The sequence below is a fragment of the Bacillus sp. FSL K6-0069 genome (assembly GCF_038007785.1).
Lineage (GTDB): Bacteria > Bacillota > Bacilli > Bacillales > Bacillaceae_G > Bacillus_A > Bacillus_A mobilis.
In genome coordinates, this window is record NZ_JBBOXN010000001.1 from 3,181,143 (window position 1) to 3,193,419 (window position 12,277).

At 36.7% G+C, this 12,277-nt stretch carries 12 protein-coding genes; 4 read left to right on the forward strand and 8 right to left on the reverse strand.

What is annotated here, in order from left to right; translation table 11 throughout:
• Positions 1-6: 6 nt before the first annotated feature.
• Together MHB74_RS16330 and MHB74_RS16335 are read left to right on the forward strand one after the other, a co-directional pair.
• A complete protein-coding gene (locus tag MHB74_RS16330; protein WP_061678955.1) occupies positions 7-1,230 on the forward strand; it encodes a class I SAM-dependent methyltransferase in 1,224 nt (407 codons plus the stop codon).
• Positions 1,227-2,150 (forward strand): NAD-dependent epimerase/dehydratase family protein, encoded by a 924-nt coding sequence (locus MHB74_RS16335; RefSeq protein WP_061678956.1) that lies wholly within the window; start codon positions 1,227-1,229, stop codon positions 2,148-2,150. The genes MHB74_RS16330 and MHB74_RS16335 overlap by 4 nt, the downstream gene beginning before the upstream one ends.
• Here MHB74_RS16335 and MHB74_RS16340 read toward each other — a convergent pair.
• Entirely contained in the window at positions 2,119-2,904 is a 786-nt protein-coding gene (locus MHB74_RS16340; protein ID WP_081110317.1) for a glycosyltransferase family 2 protein, read from the reverse strand. The two genes, MHB74_RS16335 and MHB74_RS16340, sit on opposite strands and share 32 nt — an antisense overlap.
• A 333-nt stretch (positions 2,905-3,237) precedes the next feature.
• Here MHB74_RS16340 and MHB74_RS16345 point away from each other — a divergent pair, with 333 nt between their 5' ends.
• The gene (locus MHB74_RS16345) at positions 3,238-4,122 is read left to right on the forward strand and encodes a DMT family transporter (RefSeq protein ID WP_061678958.1); all 885 of its coding nucleotides are present in this window, start codon (positions 3,238-3,240) and stop codon (positions 4,120-4,122) included.
• An 18-nt stretch (positions 4,123-4,140) separates the two neighbouring features.
• Here MHB74_RS16345 and MHB74_RS16350 read toward each other — a convergent pair whose 3' ends face one another.
• Positions 4,141-4,677 carry a hypothetical protein gene (locus MHB74_RS16350; RefSeq protein WP_061678959.1) on the reverse strand — a complete coding sequence of 179 codons (537 nt, stop codon included), beginning with the start codon at positions 4,675-4,677 and terminating at the stop codon, positions 4,141-4,143.
• Positions 4,678-4,697: 20 nt separating this feature from the next.
• A complete protein-coding gene (locus MHB74_RS16355; protein WP_000181451.1) occupies positions 4,698-5,519 on the reverse strand; it encodes a pentapeptide repeat-containing protein in 822 nt (273 codons plus the stop codon).
• 195 nt (positions 5,520-5,714) lie between these two features.
• On the opposite strand from MHB74_RS16355, the gene MHB74_RS16360 reads away from it, so the two are divergent.
• Positions 5,715-5,891 (forward strand): DUF1272 domain-containing protein, encoded by a 177-nt coding sequence (locus MHB74_RS16360; RefSeq protein WP_002146550.1) that lies wholly within the window; start codon positions 5,715-5,717, stop codon positions 5,889-5,891.
• A 122-nt stretch (positions 5,892-6,013) separates the two neighbouring features.
• Here MHB74_RS16360 and MHB74_RS16365 read toward each other — a convergent pair whose 3' ends face one another.
• The 5 genes from MHB74_RS16365 to zwf all read right to left on the reverse strand — a co-directional run bounded on the left by MHB74_RS16365 (position 6,014) and on the right by zwf (position 12,176).
• Positions 6,014-7,072, reverse strand: coding sequence for a lactonase family protein (locus tag MHB74_RS16365; protein ID WP_061678968.1), 1,059 nt, complete (start codon positions 7,070-7,072; stop codon positions 6,014-6,016).
• Between the two features lie 134 nt (positions 7,073-7,206).
• Positions 7,207-8,748, reverse strand: a complete 1,542-nt coding sequence (gntK, locus tag MHB74_RS16370) for a gluconokinase (RefSeq protein ID WP_061678960.1) — start codon at positions 8,746-8,748, stop codon at positions 7,207-7,209.
• A gap of 245 nt (positions 8,749-8,993) precedes the next feature.
• Positions 8,994-9,662 (reverse strand): fructose-6-phosphate aldolase, encoded by a 669-nt coding sequence (gene fsa / locus MHB74_RS16375; protein ID WP_061678961.1) that lies wholly within the window; start codon positions 9,660-9,662, stop codon positions 8,994-8,996.
• A 39-nt stretch (positions 9,663-9,701) separates the two neighbouring features.
• Positions 9,702-10,595, reverse strand: a complete 894-nt coding sequence (gnd, locus tag MHB74_RS16380) for a phosphogluconate dehydrogenase (NAD(+)-dependent, decarboxylating) (RefSeq protein WP_061678962.1) — start codon at positions 10,593-10,595, stop codon at positions 9,702-9,704.
• Positions 10,596-10,691: 96 nt separating this feature from the next.
• Positions 10,692-12,176, reverse strand: a complete 1,485-nt coding sequence (gene zwf, locus MHB74_RS16385) for a glucose-6-phosphate dehydrogenase (RefSeq protein WP_061678963.1) — start codon at positions 12,174-12,176, stop codon at positions 10,692-10,694.
• Positions 12,177-12,277: the final 101 nt, after the last annotated feature.

Here is a 12,277-nt window from a genome sequence, read left to right on the forward strand (position 1 = left end):
TATAAAATGGAACAGAAAAAATGCCGTTTTTGCCACTCATTACTAACAAATACTTTTTTAGATTTAGGAGTTTCCCCCCTCGCCAACTCATTTGTCGCTCCTGAAAACTCATATAAAATGGAACCATTTTATCCGCTGCACACATTTGTTTGTAACTCTTGTTTGCTTGTACAATTAGATGAATTTGAATCTCCGCACAATATTTTTCATGACTATTTATACTTCAGTTCTTACTCATCAAGTTGGCTACTACACGCTAAGCAATATGTAGAAATGGCGATTAAGCGTTTTAATTTAACAAACCATTCGAAAGTAATTGAAATCGCGAGTAACGATGGATACTTATTACAATACTTTCAAAAAGAAAATATCGAGACGTTAGGAATTGAGCCAGCAAAAAATGTAGCAGAAATCGCTATCCAAAAAGGTATTCCTACTGAAGTAAATTTTTTCAGCAATGATTTAGCAAAAAAGTTACCGCAAGCAGATTTAATCGTCGCAAATAACGTATTAGCACACGTTCCGAACTTACATGATTTTGTCGCCGGTTTAAAAACGTTATTAAAACAAGATGGCACGATAACAATTGAATTCCCGCACTTATTAAATCTTATATCATGTAAACAGTTTGATACTATATACCATGAGCATTTCTCCTATTTCTCACTTATAAGTCTTCAAAAGGTTTTAGCTCACCATCATTTACAAATTGTTGATGTAGAAGAACTTTCAACGCACGGTGGGTCATTGCGTATTTTTATAAACCATCATAATGACTCATCCACTATCCATTCCAATGTTACAAACTTAATCCAAAAAGAAGTAGATCACGGACTAGATACATTAGATTGCTATCTCCTTTTCTCTAAACACATCGAACAATTGAAAATAAATATTTTAAAATTTTTTATCGAAGCAAAAGCTTTAAACAAACAAATTATAGGTTATGGTGCTCCCGCTAAAGGAAACACCCTTTTAAATTATTGCGGGATTGGAAAAGAATTTCTAGCTTATACAGTAGATAAAAACCCTCACAAACAAAATCTCCTTCTACCAGGAACCCGCATTCCAATACAATCTCCAGAAGAAATTAAGCGTACAAAACCTGATTACATCCTCATTCTCCCTTGGAATTTAAAAGATGAAATTATGAAAGAATGCTCTTTCATTCGCGAATGGGGCGGCAAATTTTTAGTAACGATACCAGAAGTTGAGGTAATTGAGCCATGAAAAAAATCCTTATAACAGGCGGTAGTGGATGGATTGGTAAATATGTTGTAAATTCTCTTATACAAAAGGGCTATGAAGTGCACGCCACTTACAATACAAATAAACCTTCTCACCTTTCTTGTCATTGGCATAAAGTAAACTTACTTTGCGATGAAGAAGTAAAAAAACTCATTTACGACATGAAGCCTAGTCATCTCATTCATTTAGCTTGGGAAGCAGTGCCACCAGCGTGTTATGTGTCTATTCATAATTACTATTGGCTTACATCTAGCATCTCATTAATTCAACACTTCACAACATGCGGCGGAGAGCGAGTCGTTGTTGCAGGTACTGGCGCAGAATATGAATGGTTTAACGGCGTACTATTTGAAGATTCACCGCTTCTTTCCTATAAAACCCCGTATTCATTATGTAAAAACGCACTACATTCCTGGCTACAATCATACGCTGAGCAAACAGGCCTCAGCATGTGTTGGGGCCGCATTTTCCATATGTATGGCCCTCACGAACAAGGTAATCGGCTCGTTTCTAACATTATCACTTCCTTATTAAAGAATGAGGAAGCACTATGTACACATGGAAAACAATCAAGAGATTTCCTCCATGTGGGTGACGTCGCTCACGCTCTCGTAACAGTATTGGAACACGACGTTATAGGCACAATCAATATCGCTTCTGGTCAATCTGTACAAATTAAAGAATTAGCTTCTATCATTGCTAAAAAGATAGGAAAAGAACATTTAATTAAACTAGGTGCGATCCCTTTCTCTAAAGATGAACCTTTATTCGTCGGCGTTAATGTAGAACGTTTAAAAAATGAAGTAAACTGGAAACCAACATACGATCTAAATACAGGAATCGAAGAAACAATTTTATGGTGGGAATCATTTATAAAAAAACATAACGATACGCACCACTAAAACGTAAATCCTTCGCTCCTCTCGCTAAATCCTTATACCATTCTTCTAATTTTTCAGGTGTAATAATATGATGCGTTCCCATCCCACCATGCTTACTAGCTTCAGAAAGAGTCGGACCAATTTGTAACTTTCTCTTTCTCATCGCATCATTCCACGGACTAAATCCAAACCATAATATACAAGCAAGTGGCGGATAAATCATAGATTCATGTGCAGATAAATGTCTTCCAACCGTATAACTTCCGTGTGCATGATTATGAATAAATCTACCTCTTCTCCATAACGCCCAATCTTCTGGTAAATAGCCGTGAAATCGCTGTTTCATTAAAGGTATTCCAAAGTTAAGATCCGGATAATTATAGTTAAGATCATCGACCATAATAAGCCCTTCCAGCCAATACATCCTCCCTCCCAATGCATTCAGTGATTTCCAAAACTGATTTTTATCTTGTACACAAAGAAACTCAGTCGTATTTAAAATCATTTTCCATCCCTTTACTTCTTGTTCTACCATCATCACTTCATGATCTGTCGCTAGTGCATCAAATTCCGGATTTGCAGAATCTCGCACTTCCCAGTGTGGTGCGAATTTTTTACAAATTTCAACCGAACGATCTGTTGAACCTTTATTAATTAAAATGCCATGATCAAACAGTTTCGTATGATGAGCAAGCCACCACGGTAATAAATACTCTTCGTTATAAAAATGAGAAATAACGGTTGTAGTTATAATAATCTCCTCCTCTTTCTCTATTAATCTACTTTTTCATCCTACTCTTACTATACTTATCAGTTATGTAATTGGTTTCTTTTATTTTAAAAATATGTTTTTCTACCATATACTATGCTTTCTTAGACAACCACCATTTCCATTTTCTAAAGAAACACCACTAATAAACTGAAAATTAAGTTATAATATCATTATAAAATTATGAAGGAGGAATGCACTCATGTACTACAACACTTCATTCGAAAACGATCAACCTGTAGGCCGTCTATAAACTAAGGCGGGCCTTCCTATAACACGTACACTATGCCTCGTCTTAGGGAACTCATAATACCCTAAAAATAGACGGAGGTACTTTACATGAAACAAACAATTTTAGGAGCTATATGTTTATCACTAGCAGCAAGTATATGGGGCGGTATGTACGTTGTTAGTAAATACGTACTCGACTTTATCCCACCACTGACACTCGTTTGGCTACGCTTTATCATAGCTTTTGTTGTTTTATATGCAATTTTGAAATTAGCTGAGACAAAGCAAAAGAAGAAAGTAACCATTCGCAAAAAAGATTGGCTTTTATTCGCTTGGATTGGATTTATCGGCTATTTCATTTCGATTACATGTCAATTTATCGGAACAAAATTATCTGACGCTCATACAGGCTCGTTAGTAACATCAGCTACACCTGCATTTATGGTTATATTTGCAGCGATCATTTTAAAAGAAAAACTAACTGCCCGTAGACTTCTATCTATTATCATAGCGACAATTGGTGTCATTATCGTCATTGGATGGGATATTGAAATTGGCTCCTATTTTATCGGTACAATCATATTGGTCGGGGCAGCTATTACGTGGGCTTTACTATCCATTTATGTGAAGATTGCTTCCGCTCAATTTTCATCTTTAGTGATTACAACGTACGCCATATTCTTTTCACTCTTTTTCATCACACCTTTTATGATATGGGAACTACAATCAACCTCTTTCGAAACAGTAAATACGTACGTAATATTAGGCGTAGTTTACTTAGGAGTCGTCTCAACAGCAGGTGCCTTTTTCCTTTGGAATAAAGGATTGGAATTAATGGACGCCAGCATCGGATCATTATTTTTCTTCTTCCAACCTATCGTCGGGTCGTTACTTGGTTGGCTCTTATTAAATGAAACATTAAATAGTAACTTTTTTATCGGTGGTATTCTTATTGTATGTAGTGTTTTCATTACTACTTTTGAAAAGAAATGAAAAAACAGGCAGAGATTTTTAATCTCTGCCTGTTCGCATAATTGGGTCTTGATCATGAAAACCAATGCAAATTGGTATACTACTTTGAACATCATTACATGCACTTATAAAACTACATACCGTTCTGGCAATTAAATATAAAGTTATCCCAATTGCCTTTTCATTCGTATCAAAACCATTTTCAACATACATATCTGCTAATTGTATAGACTTCGGTCCCTCAACATCATATGTCCATTCAGAAGCCCAATCATCATCCTCTTCTTCTAGCGGAACATACTCCTCACAAATATAAAACTGGCTATTCCACTCGTTATCAAGATCATACTCAAAATAAATCGCTTTTGCTTCTTCATTAGTAGCCATTTCTACAGCTGCATGCAAACCTACTCGAATACTTTCCTTATATGACTCTAAATCAATTGCTTTAATTCGTTCTGCATGTTCTGCAGATGCTAACATGCTACAAATTTCAAAATACTTCAATTCTATTCTCTCTACTGGTAACGAAAATATATCTTCTTGCATTTCTTCTAAATACTGAAACATATCCAAACTATTTCATTCCACATTCTTTACGCACTCCAATGCGATGGACGGGACAACATTTTCGGTAATTTCGTATGTGTATCCCCTTTCGCCGCGTTAATTTGAACTTGCGTCAGAAAAATACTATTTGTAAAATCTGCTCCTCGAATATCTGCATCTCGCAAATCAGCTCCGATGAGATCTGCTCCTCTTAAGTTTGCTCCATTTAAGTTTGCCGCAATTAAGTATGCTCCTCTTAAGTTCGCTCCTTGCAAATCTTTCTTTTTCAAATTTGCCCCCATAAGGTCTGCCCCGCGGTGACTCATTCGTTTTTTATGCGTTGCATTCATTTCCTTCCAAACTAGCTCACTCGTTTCTAAAAGTAACACATTTATTTCTGCACGGTGTAACGGAATATTTACTTTCATTAACTCGTCCGCATGTAAATTTGAAAGACGCTCCGTCTCTTCAATTGCTTTACTTAGTTCTTTATGAATCGGTTGTGTCGCCTGTAAAAGAATAGCCTCATTCAAATACCAAAGCATTTCATGAAGCTGATGCATAATCGGAAAAGCATCATACATTTTTCTCGCATGCTTAGCATCTTTCCGCCAATCAATCCCGTTAAATGTAACTTGCGAAATCTTCTGCCCAGCACCGAAACACTCAAATACTGTACAACCTTTATAACCTTTTCCTCTAAGATTTTTATGTATGCTACATTTAAAATCTGATTGTAAGTTAGTACATGGCTTCCCGCCATCTTTATTCACCGCAAAATCTACCGATGCTGCGAATGGTAACGCCACGCAACATAAACCGAAGCATTTTTCGCAGTTTGCTTTTAAATGATCGTTATGATTAGTCAAAATATATACCCCCTGTTGTCTTTTGACTATTTCATAATATTCCAACTGCACTAAATAATCAATTTTAAAATAAAATAGCATCTTTCATTTCAAATCATAACTTTCTCATTTGATTTCCTTTCAATTGAAAAGGACTAACTCTGCTCATTGAATTATAATTAAATTATAAATTTTCAAACTAAAAGGAGACTTACTATGGCACTCGAAATGAAAACAAACTGTCAAATTTGCGATCAATCTCTCGAATCAAATTCCGAAGCTTACATTTGCGTGTATGAATGTACATTTTGTGCACCCTGTACAGAAGAAAGACAAAACGTTTGCCCAAACTGCGGCGGCGAATTAGTACGTAGACCTAAAAAGAAACAATAAAAAGCAAAGCGATATCGCTTTGCTTTTTTACTGTTTTGGGGGATTTGAAATTATATCAACGACTTTTTAATATATCGAATTACCGACAAATAACGACACTACTTTATGCATTGAAACTCCAATTAAACATTCAAAAACTTCACACAAACAGGCTCTGGTACAACAACATCAGATTGCAGCAGTGTTAACTTCCCTGTCGTTTCATTTCTTGAAAATAGCACAAGATTATGTGACTTTTCATTTGTAGCAATAAGAAACTTTTCAGTCGGATCTAATACAAAGTCCCTCGGCCAATTTCCCTCTGTAGATGTATGTGCAACAAATGTAAGCTCACCTGAATTTTGATCCACACTGAAAACAGCAATACTATTATGACCACGGTTCGCTGCATATACAAAACGTCCGTCAGAAGAAATATGAATCGCACTTCCTTGACTATTGTCATCAAATTCTTTCGGAACGGTAGAAATATATTGCAACTCTGTAAAGGACCCTTCTTCCGGATTATATGATAATGCAATAACTTCCGAACTAAGTTCAGTCATCACATAAGCATACTTTCCGTTCGGGTGAAAAGCAATATGTCTCGGACCACTTCCTGGGTTCACAGACAAGCTATTCACTTCTTTTAACTTACTATCTTTTATTTCATACGTAAGTATTTTATCAATCCCTAAATCAACACCTACCACATATTTTTCATCAGGAGTATATCCCGCGTAATGTGCATGTGGTTTTTCTTGTCTTTCTTTATTCGGACCTGAACCTTTATGTGTAATAATAGAGGCAGCATTAACAGTCCCATTTTCCTCATCTACTACAAAAGACTCAATCGTTCCTTTATGGTAATTCACTGTAACTACCGTACGATTTCCACTATCGACACTAATATGACAAGGAGAAGCGCCTTCTACTACTTGTCTGTTTTGTTCTGTTAACTCTCCAGTATGACTATGAATCGAATAAGCAGCTACACCACCATATTCGCCTTCCTTCACAACAGAATAGAGATATTTATTATTTTTGCTAATCGTTACATATGTAGGGTTATCCAGCTTAGCCGCAAGTGTTACATGACTAACTTTTTGCGCTGCCGTGTCTAACGTAAACTTATATATCCCTTCACTATTTTCTTTCGTGTACGTTCCAACATATCCAATAAACTCTTTGTTATCCGCCATTTTCATAACCCTCTCCCTATAGTTTTTGTTCATCATATTTTTTACAGAACAACCTTAAACTATTTTTTGAAAGAACATCTAAAAAAACTTGAGTACCTCTTTATAAGTTACCATATTTCCCTGCCAAATAGCCTCTAAACCCACTTTTTTTGAAAAGCTGCTATACTTTCATATTCTTCTTCCAGATGACGTGCCAAACGAATATAGATCGGTGTTAACTCTTTATATTTCTCCACACTTTCCATGTTTGGCTCATGATAAAAGTTGGCACCTACCATTTCAGAAACTACGTGTAATGAGTCTACTTCACCTAAACTATATAACCCAAGGATTGCCGCTCCTAAGCAAGAGCTTTCGAAACTTTCTGGAACGTATACGTCTTGATGAAAAATATCTGCCATCATCTGTCTCCAAAGTTTCGATCTTGCAAAGCCACCTGTCGCTTGAATTTTTTTCGGTTCACCAATTAGCTCTTTTAAAGCAAGAAGCACTGTATACAAGTTATAAATGATTCCCTCTAAAACAGCACGGATAAGATGTTCTTTCTTATGATGTAGTCCAAGCCCAAAGAAAGACCCCCGCGCATTCGCATTCCATAAGGGAGCTCTTTCTCCTGCTAAATATGGATGAAATAATAAACCGTCAGATCCAGGATTCACTTTTGCTGCTATTTCCGTAAGCAATTCATAAGGATCTTTTCCTAAGCGCTCCCCTTGCTCAACTTCTAACGCACATAACTGGTCACGAACCCACCTAAAAATCATACCGCCATTATTCACCGGTCCACCAATTACCCAAAGGTCCTCAGTTAACGCGTAACAAAAAGTCCTACCCTTCGGATCCGTTACAGGCTGATTTGTGACAACTCGCACCGCACCGCTCGTACCAATTGTAATAGCAACTACTCCAGGTTCTATTGCATTTACACCTAAATTCGATAGTACCCCATCACTCGCACCGACTATAAAAGGAGTAGTAACAAGTACATTCATCTCTCTTGCAAGTTCTTCATGTATCCCGATTAAACTGTGCGTCGTTGGAACAACTGTAGATAGCTTTTCATCTGTAATTCCTGCAACACGCAAGGCCTCTTCATCCCATTTTAAAGATTTCAAATTGAACATTCCTGTCGCTGATGCAATAGAATAATCAATTACATATTTCTGAAATAACTTATAGAAAACATACTCTTTAATAGAGATGAATTTATAGCTCTTTGCAAATAACTCTACATGTTCATTCTTAAGCCAAACTAATTTCGAAAGTGGTGACATAGGATGGATTGGTGTTCCAGTACGAAGGTAAATTTCATGCCCATTCATATCATTCTTTATTTTTTCTGCCCAGCTCGCGCTTCTATTATCTGCCCAAGTGATACATCTCGTTAACGGCTTCCCTGCTTCGTCTACAGCAATGACACTATGCATGGACGAACTAAAAGAAACACAAAGAATATCACCTGGCTGCACATTACTTGATTGTATAGTTTCTTTAATCGTATGTATGACCGCTTGAAAAATCTCTTCTGGATCTTGTTCTGCTGTTTCTGGCGTAGGAGAATATAAAGGATATTCAATTCCATGACTTGCAATAACAGATCCATCAACCGAAAACAAAACTGCTTTTGTACTAGTTGTTCCAATATCTACACCAATCATATATTTCGAACCCACTATGTAACCCCTTTCAAATTATTCCGATAACAAAAAAGACACTCCATTATGAGAGCTACGTTTTCATAAACTTCACTCTCATAATGGGGCCTTTTTATAACCATTGTGCTGTTTTGAAACTGCATGGTGTCTTTTCATATTGCTGCTTTCATGTAATAAGTTACCAAACTCGGGATTTATTTTACAGGATGAAGTTACATAGAGATTGGTCCTCTCATGAAATAGAAATTTGTGAAAACTTTACTTCCTTATAACTTAGGCGCTTTCGCCCAATCCGCAGCAAACTTTTCAATACCTTGATCTGTTAATGGATGCATAGCAAGTTGTTCAATTACTTTATAAGGAATTGTTGCAATGTGAGCACCTGCCATCGCTACACGCGTCACATGATCTGGGTGTCTAACAGAAGCCGCAATAATTTGTGTATCTAATAGATGAACATCGAATAATTCAGCAATTTTAGCAACTAATAATACGCCATCTTCAGAAATATCATCTAAACGCCCTAAAAATGGAGAAACGTACGTTGCACCTGCTCGAGCAGCTAATAGAGCTTGGTTCACAGTGAAAATAAGTGTAACGTTCGTTTTCACACCTTTTTCAGCAAGGTAGCGACAAGCTTCTAACCCTGCTAGTGTCATCGGAAGTTTTATTGTAACTTTTTCATCGCCACCGTTAATTTTAATCAGTTCTTCTGCTTGAGCAATCATCTCTTCGGCTGTAACAGCATCTGGCGTTACCTCTGCCGAAACAGATTCAACGTTAGGTACTGCCTGACAAATTTCTGCAATACGGTCTTCAAACTTAATGCCTTCTTTCGCTACTAAAGACGGATTCGTTGTAACACCAGCTAAAACACCTAGTTTATATGCCTTTTTTATGTCCTCAAGATTTGCAGTATCAATAAAAAACTTCATGTTTTATTCCCTCCATTTTTTAAACGTTAACGAGTTATATTATTTCTTCTCTACTGCATGTCCACCAAATTCATTGCGCAGTGCTGCTACAACTTTTCCTGTGAATGTATCATTGTCTAATGAGCGGTAGCGCATTAATAAAGACATTGCAATAACAGGAGTTGCAGTTTGCAGGTCTAATGCTGTTTCTACTGTCCATTTCCCTTCACCAGAAGAATGCATAACGCCCTTAATTTCATCCAGTTTCGCATCTTTAGAAAATGCATTTTCAGTCAACTCCATTAACCATGAGCGAATAACTGAACCGTTGTTCCATACTCTTGATACTTTTTCATAATCGTAGTCAAATTCACTTTTCTCTAAAACCTCAAATCCTTCACCAATAGCGGCCATCATTCCGTATTCAATTCCGTTGTGAATCATTTTTAAAAAGTGACCACTACCAGCTTTTCCAGCATATAAGAATCCATTTTCTACAGCTGTATCACGGAAAATAGGTTCAACGATATCCCAAGCTTCTTGATCTCCTCCGATCATGTAACAAGCACCATTACGAGCGCCTTCCATTCCGCCCGAAGTTCCTGCATCCATAAAGTGAATGCCATCTTTCTTTAGTTGCTCATATCGACGAATAGACTCTTTATAATGTGAATTACCAGCTTCAATTAAAATATCTCCTTTTGATAACAGCGGTGTAATCTCATTAATAACAGAATCAACAACAGCATGCGGAACCATTACCCAAAGAATTCTTGGTGATTCCAATGATTGAACAAGTTCGCTTAAACTAGATGTACCTGTAGCACCGTACTCTTTCATTTCTTCCACTGCACTCGTATTTAAATCAAATGCTGCTACTTCATGTTTATGATCAATTAAATTCTTCCCTAAATTTAATCCCATTTTTCCTAAACCAATTAATCCTACTCTCATAATATAATTCCTCCTTGAATTACCTTTCATCATAAATACATGTTAATACAATGATGAATATCTTTTTGTCATATTGCTTCACTTGTAAGAATGTACTTATTTTTTCAATTCCTCATCTAACCACCATTTAAACTCACTTTCTTGTAACAGAGCATTCGCAGCATCTGGACCATACGAACCCGACTTATATTCATGAAGTGGTAACAAGTTTTCCTCGAATGCTTCAAGTATTGGCTGTACCCATTCCCATGACAATTCAACTTCTCTCCAGTGCGCAAAGAATGTAGAATCTCCACATACAGCATCATAGATAAGTCTTTCATAAGCTTCAGGTATTCCCACTCCTGTTTGCTCACAAGTAAAATGAATACGGATCGGTTCAAGCTCGCCATTGTTCAATGGATTTTTACTATTTAATTGGAGTGAAACATTTTCATTTGGGCTAATTTCAATGATTAACAAATTAGGCTCCGCATTTGGATTACTATCTTGATATTGCTGTTTTAATGTATTTTTAAATTCAATTACAATACGAGTAGATTTTTCTTTCATTCTTTTTCCTGTTCGTATATAAAAAGGAACGCCCGTCCAAAATGAGTTATCGATCCATAGGCGAGCCGCAACAAATGTGTCTGTTTGAGAAGAAGGATTTACTCCTGGCTCCTCTCTATACGCTGCAACTTGTTGGCCCTTTATCTCCCCTGAAGCATATTGTCCGCGAATGATATGGTTCTGAACGTCTTCTTTTTTCACTTTACGAAGAGTCTCCATTACCTTTCGTTTTTCCTCACGAATTTCACATGCATTTATCTTTTCCGGCAAATTCATTGCAGTCATCATTAATATTTGCAACATATGATTTTGAACCATATCGCGAATGGCCCCTGCATGATCATAATATGCTGCTCTTTCTTCTACCCCAACCGTTTCACTCGCTGTTATTTGTACATTCGCAATATGTTCTTTATTCCAAATCGATTGGAGAACAGGGTTTGCAAATTCAAGTGCTTCAATATTTTGAACCATTGGCTTACCTAAATAATGATCAATACGATATATTTCGTCTTCTTCAAACGTTCGGCTAAGCTTATCATTCAGCTCTCGAGCAGATGGAAGATCATGACCAAACGGTTTCTCAATCATTAGGCGCTTCCAGCCATCCGTTTCATCGAGTCCACTTCCCTTAATATTTAAAGCAATGGTCTCAAAGAAGTCAGGAGTAACTGAAAGGTAGAACATTCTATTCCCTTGTATATTTTGTTCTTCTTCCCTTTCACGAACTACTTGTAATAACCTTTTATAGTCTTCCGGCTTATTCACATCTAACGGACAATAACGAAAATACTCTAAAAAATCTTCTACTTCCGGAGTACCTTCTTCCCTGCGACGAGAAAAAGTTTCTATGGATTCTTTTACTCTTTTTTGAAAATCTAAATGAGATACTTCACGTCTTCCAAGCCCAATAACGGATATTTGCTTTGGAAGCTTTTGATCTCTATATAAATTATATAGCGCGGGGTAAATTTTTCTTTTAGCTAAATCCCCTGTTGCTCCAAATAAAACAAAGGTCATTGATTCCAATTTCAGTCCCCCTCGTGATGTATAGTCATTGTTACTATAGTAAAAATGCATTGTACAGAAGCTACCATTATTGTTGATTCACTCTTGCTTCTTAACTTTTA

Coding starts and splice junctions, on each gene's coding strand:
- fsa (WP_061678961.1), bottom strand. CDS start 9,662: ATGAAGTTTTTTATTGATACTGCAAATCTTGAGGACATAAAAAAGGCA.
- MHB74_RS16330 (WP_061678955.1), top strand. CDS start 7: ATGGAACAGAAAAAATGCCGTTTTTGCCACTCATTACTAACAAATACT.
- MHB74_RS16365 (WP_061678968.1), bottom strand. CDS start 7,072: ATGGCGGATAACAAAGAGTTTATTGGATATGTTGGAACGTACACGAAA.
- MHB74_RS16360 (WP_002146550.1), top strand. CDS start 5,715: ATGGCACTCGAAATGAAAACAAACTGTCAAATTTGCGATCAATCTCTC.
- MHB74_RS16335 (WP_061678956.1), top strand. CDS start 1,227: ATGAAAAAAATCCTTATAACAGGCGGTAGTGGATGGATTGGTAAATAT.
- MHB74_RS16345 (WP_061678958.1), top strand. CDS start 3,238: ATGAAACAAACAATTTTAGGAGCTATATGTTTATCACTAGCAGCAAGT.
- gnd (WP_061678962.1), bottom strand. CDS start 10,595: ATGAGAGTAGGATTAATTGGTTTAGGAAAAATGGGATTAAATTTAGGG.